This is a genomic window from Bradyrhizobium sp. 186 (assembly GCF_023101685.1).
Classification (GTDB): Bacteria; Pseudomonadota; Alphaproteobacteria; order Rhizobiales; family Xanthobacteraceae; genus Bradyrhizobium.
Genome location: NZ_CP082164.1, coordinates 9,954,972 through 9,973,465, shown reverse-complemented (window position 1 = coordinate 9,973,465; position 18,494 = coordinate 9,954,972). Strand labels below are relative to the sequence as shown.

Sequence of the window (18,494 nt, the reverse complement as noted above, 5' to 3'; positions counted from 1 at the left end):
ATCCCGGAATGACGGAGCAAGAGACAAGGCGTGGATGGCCGGGACAAGCCCGGCCATGACGGTGAGAGGCTGAGCAAGCGGGAACGATAATAAGGAATAATCACATGCCGCATCCGCTCGACACCTTCTTCGCGCCCGCGAGCATCGCGCTGATCGGCGCCTCGCGCGATCACGAGAAGATCCCGGGGCGGCTGTTGTCGATGCTGCGCAAGAACGAGTATCCCGGAAAGATCTATCCGGTGAACCCGAACTACGCCGATCTCGACGGGCTCACCTGCTACAAATCGATCGCAGAGATCGGTGCGCCCGTCGATCTCGCGATCATCATCATTCCGGCGCGCGCGGTGCTTCCAGCACTCGAGCAATGCGCCGTCGCCGGCGTGAAGAACGCCGTGATCATCTCCTCCGGCTTTGCGGAGGAGGGCGGCGACAGCGCGGCGATGCAGGATGCGATCGCGGCGCTGGCAAAGCGTACGGGGATGCGGATCTCCGGTCCGAACGCCGAGGGCTTTTTCAGCTGGGTGCAGCGCGTGGCGGCGACGTTCAGTCCCGCCGTGGACGTCAAGCCTGGCGTGGTGCCGCTCGTGGCCACGACAAAGCGGGTCGGCATCGTTGCGCAGAGTGGAGGCATCGGCTTTGCCTACTATCATCGCGCCAAGGCGCTCGGCGTCGCCGTGAGCTATGTCGTCAGCGCCGGCAATGAATCCGATCTCGGTGCCGGCGAGTTTCTCGACTACATGGTGCAGGATGCTTCGACCGACGTCATTCTGTTGTTCATCGAAGGCATCCGCGACGTCGAAAAATTTCTCGCCGCCGCGCGGCGGGCCGCCGAGCTGAAGAAGCCCATCATCGTCACCAAAGTCGGCCGCTCCGGCGCCGGCGAACGCGCGGCGGCGTCGCACACCGCGAGCATGGCCGGATGGTCGGCGGCCTATGATGCGGTGTTCGCAAAGTACGGTTTTATCATCTCCAACGATCTCGACGAAGCTTTGACGATCGCCGCGGTGCTCGCGAGCAATCCGTTGCCGAAGGGTGATCGCGTCGCCGTGGTCACCGTTTCCGGCGGCGCCGGCATCTGGGGCGCGGATGCGGTGGCGCAGCGCGGCTTGCAGGTGCCGGAGCTCTCCGAAAAAATCCAGGCCGAGATCATGTCGCTGATGCCGTCCTACGGCAGCGCGCGCAACCCGATCGACGTCACCGCGCAGGGGGTGACCTCGGGCGGTCTTCAGAAGAGCGTCGATCTGCTCACCGCCTCCGACGAGGTCGATGCGATCCTGGTCGTGCTGTCGCTGTCGAGCGAGGTACGCAAGCCTTTCAACGAGGCCGAGCTGAATCCGGTACTGGCGGCGCAGCACAAGCCGGTGGTGTTCTATTCCTATACGGTGCCCTCGGAGTTCGCGCGCCACGAGCTTGCAAAATCCGGCGTCGTCGTGCTGTCGGGCCTCTCCCATGTCGGCGTCGCGATGCGCCAGCTCGTCGACTACGCCGGCTTCAAGCTGCCGAAGGCCGCGGACGAGGCGCAGCCGCCGGCGCGCGATCTCTCGGCGCATCTGAAATCGCCGGTTCTCTCGGAAGCCGACAGCAAGGCGCTGCTCCGCGCCGCGGGCATTGCGCTGCCGGACGAAGTGCTGGTGAAGGACAAGGCGAGCCTCGATGAGGCGGTCGCCCGCGTCGGCTTTCCGCTGGTCATGAAAATCCAGTCTCCGGATATCGCGCACAAGAGCGAGGTCGGCGGCGTGCGCGTCAACATCACGACAAAGGGCGAGGTATTTCTGGCGTTCGAGGCCTTGCTCACCAATGCGCGCAAGCATCGGCCTGAGGCGGCAATCCAGGGTGTGCTGGTTGGCCCGATGGCGAAGCGGGGCGTCGAGATCATCATCGGCACGATGACGGACGGGACGTTCGGTCCGATGGTGATGGTGGGCCTTGGCGGCATCACCACGGAGCTGTTCCGCGACGTCGTCTACCGCCCGGCGCCGGTGAGTGCGGAGGAGGCGGGAACGATGCTGATGAGTTTGAAAGCCGCGCCGCTATTGAACGGCTTTCGCGGGGCGGCGAAGGCGGATGTCGCGGCAGTGTCGCAGTTACTCGCCGACATCTCCGTGCTCGCCGCGCGGCATGCGGGGGAGATCGCGGAGATCGAGCTCAACCCGGTGCTGGTGCACCCGGAGGGGCAGGGCGTGACGATCGTCGACGCGCTGGTGGTGGGGCGAAGGTAGTACGCCACACACACCACCGTCGTCCCGGCGAAGGCCGCGACCCATAACCACAGGCAGTGGTTTGGCGAAGGCTCGTGGTTACCAGCCTCGCGCTGAGCAACTTCTCCCTGGGGGTATGGGTCCCGGCCTTCGCCGGGACGACAGCGGAGAATGTGGCGGCGGCGAACCAATGCGACGAGTAAGGCCGCGCTCATCGCCCCCTGAAATTCGCCACCCGCCGCTCTTCCGTGGCCTTCACGCCTTCCTTGAAATCCTCCGTCGCGCGCAGCCTGGTCTGCTCCTCAAGCTCGTGGTTGGTCGCGGCCATCACGCGGTCGGCGAGGCCGGCGCGCATCGTGGCGCGGGTGGAGACGAGGCCGAGCGGGGAGCATTCGGCGATCTCGCCGGCGAGCTTCATCGCGGCCGACTTTACCTGGTCCTGCGGCACCAGCTCATTGGCGAGACCCCATTTGACGGCCTCTTCGCCGGTGACGCGGCGGCTGGTGTAGAACATCAGCTCGGCGTTGTTCTTGCCGATCAGCTCGGGCAGCGTCACGGTCAGGCCGAAGCCGGGATGGAAGCCGAGCTTGGTGAAGTTGGCCGAGAAGCGCGCTTCGGGACAGGTGACGCGGAAATCTGCGGACACGGCGAGACCCAGACCGCCGCCAATGGCCGCGCCTTGCACGGCGGCAACGATCGGCTTCTTGGCGCGGAAGATGCGCACCGCCTGAATATAGAGATGGTTGATTGCGCCGAGGCTGTCGGCCGGATCGCCCTTTGCCGTCTTCTCGGCCTCGCGCGCTTCCTGCGCCTGCCGCGCCGGGTCGCCGAAATTGGCGCCGGCGCAGAACGCCTTGCCTTGCGCGGACAGCACGGAGGCACGGATCTCGATGTCGCGGTCGAACTCGTCGAGCGCGTCGGCGATCTGGTTGATCAACGAAATGTCGAAGAAGTTGAGCGGCGGGCGGCGGATCTCGATGGTGCCGACATGCCCGACCTTCTCGACGCCGATATCCTTGTAGATGCTCATGATGATCCCTCGAATGATTAGCGCAAGCCCAGCCCGCGCGCGATGATGCCGCGCAGCACCTCGGTGGTGCCGCCCTGGATGGTGAGTTTCGGTGCGGTCTTGATGGCGAAGTCGAGCTGCCGCTCCAGCGTCTCGCGATTGGTCGCGGTCTCCTCGACGAAGGCCGCGAGATCGCGCACGCGGTGCGGAAGCTGCTGCTCCCAGATCGTGCCGATGTCCTTGACGATGGAGGCTTCGACCACCGGCTCCTTGCCCGCCTGCAACATGCCGGCAACCGAAACTGACATCCGCCGCATGGTGTGGAGTTGCGCGACGAGGCGGCCAATGCCTTCGGCGCTGCGCGTATCCGGATTGGGGCCGACCGCGCGGACGAGCTCGGTCAGCACGTAATAGGTCTCGAGGAAGCGCTCGGGCCCCGAGCGCTCGTAGGCGAGCTCGCTCGTTGCCTGCTTCCAGGCGCCGTCGACCTCGCCCAGAACATGATCATCGGGGACGAAGAAGTCGGTGAAGACGACCTCGTTGAACTCGTACTGGCCGGTGATCTGGCCGATCGGATTCACCTGAATGCCCGGCTGCTTCATCTTGACCAGGAACTGCGTCAGGCCGTGACGGCGGTTCTCCTTGGTCGGCGGCGACGTGCGGAAGATCGCGATCATGTAGTCGGCGATATGCGCCGACGACGTCCAGATCTTGGTGCCGTTGATGAGATAACCGCCGTCGGTCTTGGTCGCGCGGGTCTTCGCGGCGAACAGGTCCGAGCCGGAGTTCGGCTCGCTCATGCCGATGGCAAAGCAGACCTCGCCGCGGCAAATCCGCGGCAGGATGTCCATCTTGATGTTTTCAGGGGCGTACTTCAGAAGCACCGGTCCGCTCTGGCGGTCGGCGACGAAGAAGCGCCGCGTCGGCGCGTTGGCCACACGCATCTCCTCGGTCACCACATAGCGTTCGAGGAAGGAGCGCTCCTGGCCACCATACTTCTTCGGCCAGGTCATCCCCAGCCAGCCCTTGGCGCCGACCCGGCGGGAAAATTCCGGCGCGTCGGTGTCTTCGCGGTTGGGCTTGTGCGGATCGAAGGTGCCGGCGGCGATTTCCTCGGCGAGGAACGCGCGCACTTCCTTGCGCAATTGCTCGCATTCTTCCGGCAGGCGGATCGGATCGAAACGGAGGGCAGCGGTCATAGGTCTCGTCTCCCGATCAGCGCGCAGCCACGAGCGGCCACAATTCGTCGGCGCCACGGCTGGCAACCAGCTTGCCGAGCTCGACGGCCCAGTGGCTCTCCGAACCGAAATCGTCGCGCCAGGCCAACGCGCGCAGCGAATAGCGGTGCAGGATGTGCTCCATGGTGAAGCCGATCGCGCCGTGCACCTGATGCGCGATGGCGCCGCCTTTTTCCGCAGCTTCCGCGCAGCGGATCTTTGCCGAGGCTGCTTCGAGGTAAACTTCGTCGTCGAAGCCTTTTGCATTCGCGATCGCGTCGGCGGCCGAGGTCGCGGCCGCAAGCGCCGCGGCGGATTCGCCGGCAAGGCGCGCCAGGTTGTGCTGCACCGCCTGGAATTTCGAGATCTTCTTCTCGAAGGCGACGCGTTCGTTGGAATAGCGCACGGAGATGTCGAGCATCGCTTCCAGCGCGCCCGCGATCTGAAGGCTGCGTGCGACGCCACCCATCAGCATCATGGTGGTCTGGTCAAAGCCCTTCGGTGCGGACTTGATGGTGATGGGCTGGACCTTGTCCAGTGTGACCGTATCGCTGTGGTCGTAGCCGACATTGAGTCCGGCTTCGGTCCGCGCCTTGGTTGCGTCGACCAGCGCGATCGAGACGCCATCCTTGCCATGCACCAGCACTGCAAAATGCTTCGCCGCTTTCGCAAACGGCACGCCGCGGGCGCGGCCTGAGAGCGAGCCGTCAGCGGCGAGCGTGATGCGGTCCTTCGGGCTCGCCGGCAGCACCGTCATCTCGCCCCCGGGTGAGGCGATCTTCGCTTGCGCCAGCAGCCAGCCCGCCAGCATGGTCTCGGCCAGGGGAACCGCGACGGCGAAGCGGCCGGCGGCGTTCAGAAGTGCAAAGCCGTCGGCAAGGCTCGCGCCGGAGCCACCGAGATCATCAGGCACCCAGGACAACGGCAGCCCGGCCTCGTTCAGCGCCTGCCACAGCGGCGCCTGCCACGAATCCTTTTTATCGTTGTTGATGGTCTGCGGGTCGGCGAGATCTGCGAAGATTTTTTCCGCGGTCTCGACGACGATATTGTCACTCTCCGCCACAGCGTTCCCCGTGTTTTACCATTGGCGCATCCCGCCCGTTGGGCCGGCGCGCGGTCTCTTCTTGCGCCCGATGATCGGAAAAAGCCATGGTCCTGACAAGCGTTGACCGCAGGTCCATCTGCGGCGCCGGCATGGGCAGAGGATCGACCAGCATTAATTCCGCTTAGCGGAGTTTGCTCGATTTGCAGGGCGCGGCAAACTCGCTAAACAGGGCGCCGAAACTCAACACTGGGGAAGGAAATCCGGATGGCAAACGACAGCTTGTGCGCAATCGTGACGGGGTCAGCATCCGGCCTGGGCGCGGCGACCGCGGAAATTCTCGCGCGGAGCGGGGCGCGGCTCGTCATCAACTATTCCTCAAGCCAGAAGGAGGCCGAGGCTACCGCTGAGGCCTGCCGCAAGGCCGGAGCCGCAGAAGTTCTGGTCGCGCAGGGCGACGTCTCGCGCGACGAGGACTGCCGCCGGATCGCTGCGGCCGCCGCCGGCTGGGGCCGGCTCGACGTGCTCGTCAACAACGCCGGCACCACCAAGCATGTCGCCCATGCCGACCTCGATGGATTGTCGGCGGAAGATTTTCAGCGCTTGTATGGCGTCAACACGATTGGCCCGTTCCAGATGGTGCGCGCAGCGCGCAGCCTGCTGGAGGCCGGTGCGAAGGCGTCGGGGCGGCCCTCAGCCGTGGTCAATGTGTCGTCGGTCGCCGGCATCAGCGGCGTCGGCTCGTCGATTGCGTATGCGGCGAGCAAGGGCGCGCTCAACACCATGACACTGTCGCTGTCGCGTGCGCTGGCGCCGCTGATCCGCGTCAACACGGTGTGTCCCGGCTACATCGATACGCCCTGGTTCACCAAGGGCCGGGGCGAAGCAGGTGCAAAGCAGGTGCGCGACAGCGTGGTGGCGAAGGTGCCGCTGAAGGTCGCATCAACCGCGGACGATATCGCGCAGCTCGTCTGCTTCCTGGCGATGCCGGCATCCAGCAACATGACTGGCGAGATCGTGCGGATGGACGCCGGAATGCATTTGATTACGTGACGATTGCCCGGCACACTCCCTCCACGTCATGGCCGGGCTTGACCCGGCCATCCACGTGTTGCCGCGCGGTTAAAGAACGTGGATGCCCGGGACAAGCCCGGGCATGACGATTGGGGAGGTGGTGACCTCCCTCGATGGCCGTTAGATTGTCACCCCTTGATCACGCCGCTCGCGACCAGCCGGTGCCAGATGAACAGCACCACCACGGCGCCGATGGTGGCCATGATGAATCCCGCGCCCTGGTCGGGGCTGTAGTGGCCGATGGCCTGGCCGATGAAGGTCGCGAGAAATGCGCCGGCGACGCCGAGGATCGTGGTGAGGATGAAACCGCTCGGGTTGTTCGGTCCCGGCGCCAGCCAGCGCGCGATGAGGCCGGCGACGAAGCCGACGACGATGATCCACAACAGGCCGCCCATGCTCATGTCAGTGCTCCCCTCGGTTTGACTAAAATCAGACTCTGCCCGAGATCTCGGTCTCGGTCGGCAGCCGTCCGTCCGGCGTCAGATGGTCGATCACCTGCGGCAGATACTGGCTGAGGCCGGAGAGCAGCTCGTCGCGCGACAGGCCGCTCTGGGCCGACAGGCTCTCGATCTGGTCGGCGCCGAGCGCGTTGGCGAGATCGCCGGGCGCGATCGCCTTGTTCTCGCCCTTGCCGACCCAGGTATTCGCGGTCTCGCCATGGCCGCCCTGCTGGAGCTGGTTGAGGAGATCGCCGAGCCCGCCGCTGAGCACGCTGCCGGCCGCGCCGCCCGCGAGCAGGCCGCCGAGGCCGCCCTTGAGCAGGTCACCGAGGCCGCCGCCTCCGCCAAGCGTGCCGCCGGCGCCCGCATTCACCGGCGGGGGGAGGTGCGTCGGTGTCGGGGACGGCTGCGGGGCACTGCCGGATTGGTTGCCGGTCAAATGCTTGAATGCTTTCCAGGCGAGCAGGCCAAGGATCGCCATGGTCATGGGTGACATGCCGCCGCTGGATGAGGATTGTGAACTCGGCGCGCTTGGGCCGCGCGGGCCGTTCTGCATGCCGTTGAGGACGTCGAGCAAACCCATGGCGTTCTCCTGCCGGTAACAAGCCCCTTTCGAAAACATATGAGGCTCTCATGACGGTTACAAGGCGATTGCGCTGCAACCGCGCGATGGGCAGCAGGCGTCCCCTCTGCTATCGAGGGCCGGTCATTCAGGGAGCAAGGTCAGGTGGATACGGATCGACCGATCGTGGTGGCCGGCGCGGGTGCCATTGGCTGTCTTGTCGGCGGGATGCTTGCGGCCGGCGGTCGCCGCGTCGCGCTCCTGGCGCGGCCGCGGGTGAAGACCGAGATCGAGCGGTTCGGCCTGCGGCTCACCGATTTCGACGGGTCCGAGAAGAAGCTCAGTGCCGGCCGGCTCGCGCTGTCGGAGGATCCCGCGATCTTCCACAGCGCCGGCATCGTGCTGGTCACGGTGAAGAGTGCCGACACCGCTGATGTCGCGGATCAGATTGCGCAGCATGCGCCGGGCGGGCAAGGGCCCGCCGCGGCTAACGCCGCAACAGATCCGCGGCGCTGCATGAGCTCACGCCGGCCGACGGGAGAAGTGCGATGAAACGTTGTTTGACGATCGGGGTCGCACTGGCCGCCCTCTTCGGCGCCTCCACGTTTGCTCAGGCGAGGCCGCCGACCGTCACGAACTCTCCCGGCTATGAAGCGCGCTTGAAGGAGAGCCGGTCGGCGTTGAGCAATTCACCGACGACAACAGCGCCGGCGAATCCGCCGGTGGCCACACCCAAGCGCAGCAAGAAGAAGCACGCGAACTGACGTGCAGGCCCGCATCGTCAGCCGTCGTCCGGCGAAGGCCGGGACCCATATGTGGACGGCCCCCGTGGCACAAGAGCTTTTTGAGAGATCGGATCGCTTGCATCCATATGTCCGGCCTGTTGAGTGCGATGGATTAGATCGCTGGCCAAGATGGTTTGCGCGATGCGGGTTCCAAACAACCCGGCGACCTGCTGGCGGCCAATGGGTCCCACGGAATGTCTCGCATCGTTGCTCGATCGATCGCTCCATCTGCTCCTGCAGCTTCCGGGTCGGCTGGCGAACGACCGCCGGCCGGCCAATCTGTTAGGCGGTGACTACCGCGGCGGCATTCAACCGTGCCGCGTCGTAACTCTCGCCGCTGATCATCAGCTTCCAGGCGATGCGGGCCACCTTGTTGGCGAGCGCTACGGCTGCAAGCTTCGGCGGCTTGCGCTGGATCAGTGCCAACAGCCAGCGCGAGTGATGGCCGCGGCCTCGCCGGGCCTGCTGGATCACCGCCGTGGCCCCGATCACGAGCAGCCGTCTCAGATCCTCGTCGCCCGCCCGGGTGATCTTGCCGAGCCTGGTCTTGCCAGCGGTGGAGTGGTCCTTGGGCGTGAGGCCGAGCCAGGCCGCAAAGTGACGACCGGAGCGGAACGCCCGCGGATCCGGCGTCTTCATCACCAGCGCGGTGGCAACGATCGGGCCGACCGAGGGGATCTGCGCCAGACGCCGGCCCATGGCATCGCCACGGTGCCAGGCCATCAGCCTGGCTTCGATCGCCTCCAGCTCGCTCTCGAGCTTAGCGCATTCGCGGCCCAGCACGACAAACAGCTCGCGCGCCAGGACAGGAAGCGTCTCGTCCTGCGCAATCTGCGCCAGCAACGGCTCGATCTTGTCCAGCCCCTTGGGCGCAATCAGGCCAAACTCCGCCGCATGGCCGCGGATCGTATTGGTCAACTGAGTGCGCCGGGCGATCAGCCCGTCGCGGATGCCCGTCAGCATCAATGCGGCTTGCTGCTCGGCGCTCTTCACCGGCACGAACCGCATGGTCGGTCGGCTCATCGCCTCGCACAGCCCTTCCGCGTCCCGTCCGTCGTTCTTGTTCCGCGACACGTAGGGCTTCACCAGTTGCGGCGCCATCAGCTTCACCTCGTGGCCGAGCTGGCGAAGCTCTCGCGCCCAATGTTGCGAAGCCCCGCAGGCCTCCATCCCGATCACGGTCGGCGGCAACTTGGCGAAGAACTCGAGCACCTGCTTGCGCGAAAGTTTCTTGCGCAGCACAGGCCGCTCATCCTCATCAACCCCATGCAGCACAAAAATATACTTCGACGTATCCATTCCAATGCGGATAATCTTCGTCACGGACGGCTCCCTTGTCTGAGATTGCAACAACCTCATTCTGGCACACTGATGCCGTAGGGGGCCGTCCACCCCATCAGCCACAGGATTGGGTTTGGCGAAGACTCGTGGTGACCAGTCTCGCGCCACAATTACGCCCTGGGGTAATGGGTCCCGGCCTCCGCCGGGACGAAGCTGTGGGTGTGGCGGCGGAATGGCAATCACGTCATTCAGCCTTCGCTGGCGTCGTGAGCGCGAAGGAATGACGAGCTCGCAGCTCAGCTCTTCTTCGCCGGCTTGCTCGGTGTCGGGTTGAACAGCTTCTTCAGATCGTTCAAGCTTTCCGAGAGCCGCGGCCATTCGCAGGAGAACGAGCCCTTGGCGCAGGGCGCGCCCTTTGGTCGCGGCCGCGCATCGCCGGCCACGGCTTGCTGGACTTTCGGCCGCTCGACCGGGACGGGCACGCGTTCCACTTCGCTGCGCAGCGCCACCTGCTGGAGCTGTTGCTCCTGCTGCTCGCGCTGCTGACGCGCGGCAGCTTCCGCCGCCAGGTTGCTGCGGCGCTGGTTGGCGAGATAGGCGGTGTAGGATTCGTCGATCTTCTTCTGCTCCTCCGGCGTCGGATTGGGCCCGGCGATGTCGAAGGTACGGTCCTGGAGGAAGTCGTAATAAGTGTAGCCGCCGCCTGCTTTGCGGCGGCCGGCGAACTTTGCGTTACATTCGGCAAGCGCGGCCGTCTTCTCGGCCTTGGTCGCGGCTTTCTCGGCGGTGTCGGCGCATCCTTCGAAATCGACCGGCGCGCGCTTCCACCATTGGGCGTGGGCATGCGATGGCGCCAGCAGAAAAAATCCTGCTGCGGCAACGAGAAGCAGCGCCGCACGACGCGATGCAAACACGGACGACATTCTACGAGAGCATTCCTTGCAAAACTCAACCCGGACTGAGTCGGGACGAATTTTTGCCCCTTTATCGCCGGCTTGTCACCCGTGGAACCCGTCAATTTCGTGTCTGTGCTGCTGACATTTTTTGCTTGACGTGGCTCGGGAGTCACAGCGCGGGGCCGGCCGGCTGTTACACTTCGTCCTGCAAGCGCCTCATCGTGAGGCGATGCCAAGAACACGAATTGGAAACGCCCGATGCTGCTGCCCCTGTCCGACGTGCCGCGCTGGTACGCTCAACGCAAGCCGCAAGGCACGATCGCCGTTCGCCACGGGCAGGACACGCTGACATGGGATGAGCTCGAGCGGGGTGCGAACCGGCGCGCGCGGGCATTTGCCGCCAAGGGCGTGAAGCCCGGCGATTTCGTCGCAATCGGATTGCCCAACGGCAACGCGTTCTTCGAGACCAGCTTTGCGGTGTGGAAATGCGGGGCGACGCCGACCTCGCTGTCGTGGCGGCTGCCACGCGGCGAAGCCGCCGCCGTGCTCGATATCCTGAAGCCCGCGCTGGAGGTCGGCGGCGAGGCCGACTGGAATGCGCCGAACCGTCTGCCCGCGGATTTCGTGCCGCAAGGATTTTCCGACGAACCGCTCACGCCGCCGGTGGCGCGCTATTGGAAGGCCATGACCAGCGGCGGCTCAACCGGCCGGCCAAAGGTGATCCTCGATCACCAGCCCGCCGTGACCGATACCGTGGCCGCGCCGCTGCTCAACATCCCCGTCGGGGCCTCGCTGCTCAATCCGGGTCCGCTCTACCACAACGCGCCGTTCATCCTGTCGCACTACGCGCTGTTCGCCGGCGGCAAGCTCACCGGCCTCGTCAAGTTCGACGCCGAGGAGACGCTGCGCCTGATCGAGCGCGAACGCGTGCAATGGGTCAATTTCGTTCCGACCATGATGCACCGGATATGGGCGCTGCCGGATCAGGTGCGCAATGCCTACGACCTGTCGAGCTTGCAGACCGTGTTCCACATGGCAGCTCCGATGCCGCCCTGGCTCAAGGAGAACTGGATCGCCTGGCTTGGGCCGGAGCGGATCTGGGAGCTCTACGGCGGCACCGAGCGGCAAGGCTCCTGCGTCATCTCGGGCACGGAGTGGCTGACGCACAAGGGCTCGGTCGGCAAGATCGGCGAGACGGCGCGGCTGCGCATCGTCGGCGAGGACGGCAATGACGTCGCGCCGGGCGAGACCGGCGAGATCTATTTCCTCAACAACGACGGCACCGACGCGACCTATCACTATCTCGGCGCCGAACCGAAGCGCCGCTCGGATGGCTGGGAATCGCTCGGCGATATCGGCAGGCTCGATGCCGAAGGCTATCTCTATCTCGGCGACCGCCTCGCCGACATGGTTTTGCGCGGCGGCGCCAACATCTATCCGGCCGAGGTCGAGGCCGCTCCGCCTGTCCCGGCGTACGCTCCTGCGTGGTGGTGGGATTGCCCGATCCGGAATTCGGCCAGCGCGTGCACGCCATCATCGAGCCCGATCCCGGTGCGGACGGCCAGGCGATCGCCGACGGCATGGCCGATTTCCTGAAGGACAGGCTCAGCCGCTACAAGCATCCGGAGAGCTTTGAGATCGTCAGCACCCCGCCGCGCGATGATTCCGGAAAAGTCCGCCGCACGCTGTTGCGCGACGAGCGCGCGGCGTGGATGAAGGAGGGGCGGTCGTTCCGTATCATGCCGTCCAAGGCGCGAGCGCAGGCCGACTGAGAAAAATCACGGAAGGACTGGACTGATGAGCATCACCATTGCTGCGACCAGCGTGCCGAAACCGCCGGCCGCCATCATCGAGGGTTTTCGGAACGCGCCGACTTCGGTGATATCAGACAATCTCGGCCGGCTGCCGGGCGCGGTGGGGCTGAAACCCTATCATCGCGGCGGCAAGCTGGTGGGGACGGCCTTCACGGTGCGCACCCGTCCCGGCGACAATCTCGCCATCCACCGCGCCCTCGAGCTGGTCGGTCCCGGCGACGTCATCGTGGTCGATGGCGGCGGCGATGAGACCCGAGCGCTGGTCGGTGAGATCATGAAGAACATCGCGCAGTGGCGCAAAGCGGAGGGCTATGTGATCGATGGCGCGATCCGCGATGTCGCGGCCTTCGCCGCGGACGACTTTCCCTGCTTCGCCCGCGCGGTGATCCACCGCGGGCCCTACAAGAGCGGTCCCGGCGAGATCAATGTCCCGGTCTCGATCGGCGGCTCGGTGATCTCGCCCGGTGACATCGTGGTGGGCGACGAGGACGGCGTGGTGTCGTTTGCGGCCGCGAACGCGGCGGCGCTGCTGGAGGCGGTGCGCACCCAGGTCGCGCGTGAGGAGGAGACGCTGAAGACGATCCGCGAGGGCCGCTATCAGGGCTCGTACGGCAAATCCTGATCAGCGTGAGACTTAAGTCAAAGCAATGGCCGAGTGTATTGCAAGACTAAGTTGGCCGTTGCTACTTTCGAAAGCGATTTCACAATCTTTGTTTTCTGCCAAAGCTCTCTCATATTCATTGCTGAGGTTATTTCAAGTGATGAGGAATTGCGCATTTATCTTGCCTGGCGTTCTCCTTCTGTTGGCCTCTGGAAATAACGAGGTTGGTTCGTTGGAGATGCCGCGTCTTGGTTCCGGCCGCGGGTCAACGCTCATTTTCAATGGTCATGAGGCCATCAACAATCATCCCATGCCGCCGAAAGTCGCTGTCGCCTTGGCGGATAGAGACCCGCGAATGACTGAAGAGGCGTACGCAAAATCAAACGGTCTCCCCCCAGGTGAGGTCGAAAACCGCTTTGCGGCAAGTGGAGTCTTACGATGCCCTGGTGGATCTAGTAGCGCTCAAGTAACCGGAGCGCGCGACGTGATCACGACGGTGGCTCACGCGTTTCGAGACGTTTGCAAGCCTCTAACGTCGCCTGACAAGTGTACATTCGAGTACTACCTGGGAGCGGAGAGGCGGACCGTTCCTTTGTCGGCGACCCTATAGCTGGGCCCATGCGTTGATAGTGCACCGAGAGCGGTTGTCGGCGATTGGGCAGTCGCAAAGCTGGAGATTCCAGCAGAAGTGACGCCTTACCCGATCAATGAGCAGACCGAAATTTTGTTCGAGCTGGAGCGTGTGATGGCGGTTGTTGGTTATGATATCGAAGCCACAGGAAAGAAGGACAAGTACGGCCCGTTCAACAAGACGATACAGGAATGCCAGGTACGCGACGTAAGGGACTGGTCGATATTTGAAACGAACTGCGAGTTCACAGTTGGAGCATCGGGTAGCGCCCTGTTTCGTCTGTTGGGTCATCGAATGATCCTGTTAGGCGTCCTTAATGGAGACTATCGAGATAAAGAATATTGCCCACGAGGCGGCGGCTGCGAGTTCAAGAGTCGGAAATGGTCCAGCTTGTACGTTACTTTGAAGGGTGAGTTCAAAGATCGGCTCTTGGCTGCCGTGCGTCTGTCTACAGCAAAATAGAATGTAGAAGGGGGAGGACAGCGTGAGCCAGAAGGACGAATTCCACAACATCGACGATACCAGCGACGGGCTGTTTCGCGAGCTCGCGGCGGGGGTGACTACGCGCATCTTCTCCGGCGAGCAGGCGATGCTGTCGGTGGTGACGCTGGCGCCGCACGCGCAAGGCACGCTGCATCATCATCCCGAGGAGCAATGGGGCGTGCTACTCGACGGCTCCGCGATCCGCGGTCCAGGGCGACGAGGAGATCGCGGTAAAGAAGAGCGATTTCTGGCGCACGCCCGGTAACGTGCCGCACACCATGCGCGCCGGCCCAGACGGCGCCCGCGTGTTGGACATTTTTAGTCCACCGCGACCGGAATACAAGAAGCCGGGATCGGGCTTCGGGACGACGTAGCGCTAACGCTGCAACAGCCGCGCGAAGCTGAGCTCATGGCCGTCGAGGTCGGTGAGATGGAAGTAGCGCTCGCCCCATTCGGCATCGCGCGGCACGGTCGAGGGGCGCCATCCCGCAGCGAGCGCGCGCTCATAGAGCGCATCGACGTCGGTGACGTAGAAGATGATGCGGCCCCACCAGGACCAGTGCTTGTCCTCCGGCTGCGCAATCAGGTTGAGATAGCCCGATCCGGCGCGAAAGCTCGTAAATGAGGCGGCTTCGCCGCCATGCAGGATTTCGAATTCGAGCGAGCGGTAGAACCGGACGGCGCGAGCCATGTCATGGGTGCCGAGCGTGATGGCGCTGATCCCGTCGATCATGATGGCAGTCCCCCGTGGTTTGATCGTGGATTGTGCCGGGCGATGATAGAGCGCAAGTGAAACGATTGGCGATGGTCGACGTTTCATTTTTGGGAGCGGTGCTGGATAGAAAAAAGGCGGACGTCCAACAGGCCGAGGTCCCGATGCGATTACCAGCAATGCCGGACGGCGCATCGCCGAAACCGGGGACGGCGGAAGCGATCGAGTTGGGTTGCACCTGCCCGGTGATTTCCCATGACTCCCACACGGACGAGCAGGAGCCCGCCGGCATGCTGGCGGCTCCCGACGCGAATTGCCCGGTCCACGGCGCGACGGCTCAGCTTGAGGAGCACGATTGAGGCCGCCCCTTCGAACCATCGCGACACTGGCGATCCCGGACCTGCTCTGCTAAGGAGACGCCACGTGCCCGCACGCCATTTCGCGGGTTCCGCGGTCCCGTAGCTCAGCCGGATAGAGCGACGGTTTCCTAAACCGTAGGTCGGAAGTTCGAGTCTTCCCGGGATCGCCATTTTTTCATGGGCAATCGTCGCTGTTTGCCACGCTCGTCGGCGCAAAAATTGCTAGAAGCGAACGGCTTCCTTCCTTGCTGGCCCGGCTGACCTGCCGACCGCGCCTCACTACCCCATCCGGAGACGACAATGCCTTTCGACTTGATCCTGCGCGGCGGCCGTGTGGTCGACCCGTCCCAGAAGCTCGATGCCGTGACCGATGTCGCCTTTGCGGGCGGCAAGGTCGCCGCGGTGGGCAGCGGGCTCAAGGCAGATCCGGGCACTGACGTGCGCGACGTCTCGCGCTACATCGTGACCCCGGGATTGATCGATCTCCACACCCACGTCTATTGGGGCGGCACTTCGCTCGGCATCGATGCCGAGGAGTTTTGCCGCACCTCCGGCGTGACCACCGCGGTCGACACCGGCAGCGCCGGTCCCGGCAATTTCGCCGGCTTCCGCAAGCATGTGATCGAGCCGAGCCAGGTTCGCATCCTCGCCTATCTGCACGTCTCACATGCCGGCATCTTCGGCTTCTCGCACAAGGTGATGGTCGGCGAGAGCGAGGAATTGCGGCTGATGAATCCGATCGATGCGGCCAAGGTGGCGGATGCTAACCGCGACCTCATCGTCGGCATCAAGGTGCGCGTCGGACTGCACGCCTCCGGCACGTCGGGAATCGTGCCGCTCGACATCGCGCTCGAGGTCGCCAACGAGGTCGGCATGCCGCTGATGGCGCATATCGACCATCCGCCGCCGAGCTACGAGGAGGTGCTGGCACGTCTGCGCCCGGGCGACGTGCTCACCCATGCGTTCCGGCCCTTCCCGAACACGCCCGCGACCGCGCAGGGCACGGTGAAGAAGGTCGTGCTGGAGGCGCGCGAGCGCGGCGTGCTGTTCGACATCGGCCACGGCAAGGGCTCGTTCGCGTTCAAGACCGCGCGCGCGATGCTGGCGAACGGATTCTATCCGGACACCATCTCCTCCGACATCCATCTGCTCTGCATCGACGGCCCGGCCTTCGACCAGGTGACGACCATGTCGAAATTCCTGTGCATGGGCATGGAGCTGTCGGACGTCATCGCCGCATCGACGGTGAACGCGGCGATGGCGATGCGGCGGCCCGAGTTCGGCAGCCTCAAGCCGGGTAGCGTCGGCGATGCCACGCTGATCTCGGTCAAACAAGGCCAATTCGATTATGAGGACGTCGTCGGTGAGCACCTGGTCGGTGACCGCAAGATCGTCTCCGAAGGTGTCGTCATCGGCGGCCGCTGGTGGCATCCGAAATAGAGCTTCGCCTCTCCTCGCTTGCGGCAGGCAATCGCATATGTGGAGCGCTTCGGGTTTGGTGTTGCTTGAGTGAGCGGTCGTTCCGCAAGCTCGTCATGCCCGGGCTTGTCCCGGGCATCCACGTCCTGGTTTCCGCGCGAACAGAACGTGGATGGCCGGGACAAGCCCGGCCATGACAACGTGGAGGCATCCTGCCCCAAGCTCGGTGGCGCCATATGCGATTGTCCCGCCGCCAGCGGGGCGAGGCCGCAGCCTACTCGTTCTTGTCGACATTCCAGAACATCGGCGTTGCCGGGCCTTCGACCACGCCGGTCAGTGATTTGCGCCATGCGCTCGGCGCCTGGAATTGGCCGAGCGGGATGTAGATCACCTGGTCGTAGGCCTGCTTCTGGACGTCGAGGGCGATCTTCTTCTGCTCCTCGGCGGTGGTGGCGCGCGCATAGGTGTCGCGCAACTGCTCTATTTTGGCGTCCTCCGGCCAGCCGAACCAGCCGTTCTTGCCTTTGCCGGCAATCGAGACGTTGACCACGGGGTTCATGAGGTCGGTCGCCCCCGTATAGGTGAAGAACATGTTCCAGCCGCCTTCCTTCGGCGGCTTCTGGCTGGCGCGGCGGCTGACCACGGTCTGCCAGTCGGTGGCCTGGAGATCGACCTTGAACCCGGCCTGGCGCAGCAGCTGCGCGACCACGATCGGCTGCGCCTTCAACAGCCCGACGTCGCCCGGCGCCAGGATCACCACGGGCGTGCCGTCATAGCCGGACTCGGCCAGCGCTTTCTTCGCCTCTGCCATGCCGTTGCCCTTGACCAGGGTCTCGGCGCCTTCGTCGCTGGCAAGCGGCGTATCGCAGATGAAGTAGGCGCCGCACAGCTTGTAATATTTGGGATTGCCGACCTGCGCGTCGAGCACGTCCTTCTGGTTGATCGCGAGCAGTGCGGCGCGGCGGATCTTGGGATTGTCGAACGGCGGATGCAGGAAGTTCATCCGCCCGATTGACTGGAAGCCGAACTTGTTCAGGATCGCCACCGTGATGTCCGGATTGGTCTCGAGCACCGGCAACATGTCGAAGGATGGCGCTTCCAGGAAGTCGATATCGCCCGATTGCAGCGCGTTGATCGCGGTCTGCGCGTCCGGCATCGTGATCCATTCGACGCGATCGACTTTCACCACCTTGCCGCCCGAGGTCCATTCCGCCGGCTCCTTGCGCGGCACGTAGTCGGTGTTCTTCTCGTAGACGGCCTTCACGCCGGGCTGAAATTCGGCCTGCACGAACCTGAAGGGGCCGGAGCCGACCTGCTCCGGAATCTGCTTGTCGGGCGGTGTCTCCGCAAGCCGCTTCGGCATGATGAATGGCAGGAACGAGGACGGCTTGGCGATCGTGTCCAGCACCAGGCCGTAAGGCTCTTTCAGCTTGAACAGAATCGTCCTTGCATCGGCGGTATCGATGCTTGCCGTGAACTCCATCAGCTTCTGCGCCATGCTGTCGACGCTCTTGCCCCAGCGCTTCAGGGAGGCAACGCAGTCCTCCGCCATCACCGGCGCGCCGTCATGCCATTTCAATCCGTCGCGCAAGGTGAAGGTGTAGGTGAGCTTGTCGTCGGATACGGTCCAGTCGGCCATCTGCGGCTTGACCTTGAAGCCGGAGTCGATCCCGAGCAGCGTGTCATAGACCATGTAGCCGTGGTCGCGGGTGATGATCGCCGGCGTGAAGCCGGGATCGGTGATGCGCAGGTCGGAATGCATCACCGCGGTGAGGGTCTTGGTGCCGGCCGCGGCCGATGCCAGTGACGTCCAGGTGGCGGGAAGGGCAGACGGCGCAAGGGCAGCAAGCTGGAGAAGTTTCCGGCGCGAGAGGTGAACCATTCGCTTTTCTCCTGACTTGACGCAAACGAAACCAGATGGTGGTTGCCCGTCACGTGCAGCGTATGGTCTGGTGCCGCACCTTGCAATGA

Annotated in this window: 16 protein-coding genes, 1 tRNA gene and 3 pseudogenes; 11 read left to right on the top strand and 9 right to left on the bottom strand. The window is 64.3% G+C overall.

The window, feature by feature from the left end; genetic code table 11:
* Window positions 1–104 precede the first annotated feature (104 nt).
* On the top strand, window positions 105–2,219 hold the full coding sequence (locus IVB18_RS47700) for an acetate--CoA ligase family protein (protein WP_247986955.1): 2,115 nt from the start codon (window positions 105–107) through the stop codon (window positions 2,217–2,219).
* A gap of 190 nt (window positions 2,220–2,409) precedes the next feature.
* On the opposite strand, the gene IVB18_RS47695 is transcribed toward IVB18_RS47700, so the two are convergent.
* Genes IVB18_RS47695 through IVB18_RS47685 form a run of 3 tightly spaced genes read right to left on the bottom strand, consistent with a single transcriptional unit; the run spans window position 2,410 to window position 5,487 of the window.
* Entirely contained in the window at window positions 2,410–3,228 is an 819-nt protein-coding gene (locus IVB18_RS47695; RefSeq protein ID WP_247986954.1) for an enoyl-CoA hydratase/isomerase family protein, read from the bottom strand.
* Window positions 3,229–3,245: 17 nt separating this feature from the next.
* A complete protein-coding gene (locus IVB18_RS47690; RefSeq protein WP_247986953.1) occupies window positions 3,246–4,406 on the bottom strand; it encodes an acyl-CoA dehydrogenase family protein in 1,161 nt (386 codons plus the stop codon).
* A 16-nt stretch (window positions 4,407–4,422) separates the two neighbouring features.
* A complete protein-coding gene (locus tag IVB18_RS47685; RefSeq protein WP_247986952.1) occupies window positions 4,423–5,487 on the bottom strand; it encodes an acyl-CoA dehydrogenase family protein in 1,065 nt (354 codons plus the stop codon).
* A 246-nt stretch (window positions 5,488–5,733) separates the two neighbouring features.
* Between IVB18_RS47685 and IVB18_RS47680 the strand changes: the two genes are divergently transcribed.
* Window positions 5,734–6,519, top strand: a complete 786-nt coding sequence (locus tag IVB18_RS47680; protein WP_247986951.1) for an SDR family NAD(P)-dependent oxidoreductase — start codon at window positions 5,734–5,736, stop codon at window positions 6,517–6,519.
* Window positions 6,520–6,668: 149 nt separating this feature from the next.
* Here the strand turns inward: IVB18_RS47680 and IVB18_RS47675 are convergent, their stop codons facing one another.
* Entirely contained in the window at window positions 6,669–6,941 is a 273-nt protein-coding gene (locus tag IVB18_RS47675) for a GlsB/YeaQ/YmgE family stress response membrane protein (protein WP_247986950.1), read from the bottom strand.
* Window positions 6,942–6,969: 28 nt separating this feature from the next.
* Window positions 6,970–7,563 carry a YidB family protein gene (locus tag IVB18_RS47670; RefSeq protein WP_247986949.1) on the bottom strand — a complete coding sequence of 198 codons (594 nt, stop codon included), beginning with the start codon at window positions 7,561–7,563 and terminating at the stop codon, window positions 6,970–6,972.
* Window positions 7,564–7,707: 144 nt separating this feature from the next.
* On the opposite strand from IVB18_RS47670, the pseudogene IVB18_RS47665 reads away from it, so the two are divergent.
* Both IVB18_RS47665 and IVB18_RS47660 read left to right on the top strand, forming a co-directional pair.
* Window positions 7,708–8,007: pseudogene (locus IVB18_RS47665) on the top strand (2-dehydropantoate 2-reductase N-terminal domain-containing protein); the annotation flags it as partial.
* Between the two features lie 95 nt (window positions 8,008–8,102).
* On the top strand, window positions 8,103–8,306 hold the full coding sequence (locus IVB18_RS47660) for a hypothetical protein (RefSeq protein ID WP_346732605.1): 204 nt from the start codon (window positions 8,103–8,105) through the stop codon (window positions 8,304–8,306).
* Window positions 8,307–8,609: 303 nt separating this feature from the next.
* On the opposite strand, the gene IVB18_RS47655 is transcribed toward IVB18_RS47660, so the two are convergent.
* A complete protein-coding gene (locus tag IVB18_RS47655) occupies window positions 8,610–9,650 on the bottom strand; it encodes an IS110 family transposase (RefSeq protein WP_247986947.1) in 1,041 nt (346 codons plus the stop codon).
* 254 nt (window positions 9,651–9,904) lie between these two features.
* Window positions 9,905–10,531 carry a hypothetical protein gene (locus IVB18_RS47650; RefSeq protein WP_247986946.1) on the bottom strand — a complete coding sequence of 209 codons (627 nt, stop codon included), beginning with the start codon at window positions 10,529–10,531 and terminating at the stop codon, window positions 9,905–9,907.
* 231 nt (window positions 10,532–10,762) lie between these two features.
* Here IVB18_RS47650 and IVB18_RS47645 point away from each other — a divergent pair.
* The 4 genes and pseudogenes from IVB18_RS47645 to IVB18_RS47630 all read left to right on the top strand — a co-directional run bounded on the left by IVB18_RS47645 (window position 10,763) and on the right by IVB18_RS47630 (window position 14,407).
* Window positions 10,763–12,276 (top strand): annotated as a pseudogene (locus IVB18_RS47645) (AMP-binding protein).
* 25 nt (window positions 12,277–12,301) lie between these two features.
* Window positions 12,302–12,940, top strand: a complete 639-nt coding sequence (locus IVB18_RS47640; RefSeq protein ID WP_247986945.1) for an RraA family protein — start codon at window positions 12,302–12,304, stop codon at window positions 12,938–12,940.
* 667 nt (window positions 12,941–13,607) lie between these two features.
* Window positions 13,608–14,012 carry a hypothetical protein gene (locus tag IVB18_RS47635; protein WP_247986944.1) on the top strand — a complete coding sequence of 135 codons (405 nt, stop codon included), beginning with the start codon at window positions 13,608–13,610 and terminating at the stop codon, window positions 14,010–14,012.
* 22 nt (window positions 14,013–14,034) lie between these two features.
* A pseudogene (locus IVB18_RS47630) lies at window positions 14,035–14,407 on the top strand (cupin domain-containing protein).
* 2 nt (window positions 14,408–14,409) lie between these two features.
* Here IVB18_RS47630 and IVB18_RS47625 read toward each other — a convergent pair.
* Window positions 14,410–14,766: a VOC family protein gene (locus tag IVB18_RS47625; RefSeq protein ID WP_247986942.1), complete on the bottom strand. Its 357-nt coding sequence runs from the start codon at window positions 14,764–14,766 to the stop codon at window positions 14,410–14,412.
* 71 nt (window positions 14,767–14,837) lie between these two features.
* Between IVB18_RS47625 and IVB18_RS47620 the strand changes: the two genes are divergently transcribed.
* The 3 genes from IVB18_RS47620 to IVB18_RS47610 all read left to right on the top strand — a co-directional run bounded on the left by IVB18_RS47620 (window position 14,838) and on the right by IVB18_RS47610 (window position 16,544).
* Entirely contained in the window at window positions 14,838–15,104 is a 267-nt protein-coding gene (locus IVB18_RS47620; RefSeq protein WP_247986941.1) for a hypothetical protein, read from the top strand.
* 93 nt (window positions 15,105–15,197) lie between these two features.
* Window positions 15,198–15,274 (top strand) — tRNA-Arg (locus IVB18_RS47615).
* Window positions 15,275–15,404: 130 nt separating this feature from the next.
* Complete coding sequence (locus tag IVB18_RS47610) at window positions 15,405–16,544, top strand: amidohydrolase/deacetylase family metallohydrolase (RefSeq protein ID WP_247986940.1); 1,140 nt, start codon at window positions 15,405–15,407, stop codon at window positions 16,542–16,544.
* A 253-nt stretch (window positions 16,545–16,797) separates the two neighbouring features.
* Here IVB18_RS47610 and IVB18_RS47605 read toward each other — a convergent pair whose 3' ends face one another.
* Complete coding sequence (locus IVB18_RS47605) at window positions 16,798–18,405, bottom strand: ABC transporter substrate-binding protein (RefSeq protein ID WP_247986939.1); 1,608 nt, start codon at window positions 18,403–18,405, stop codon at window positions 16,798–16,800.
* Between the last annotated feature and the right edge of the window lie 89 nt (window positions 18,406–18,494).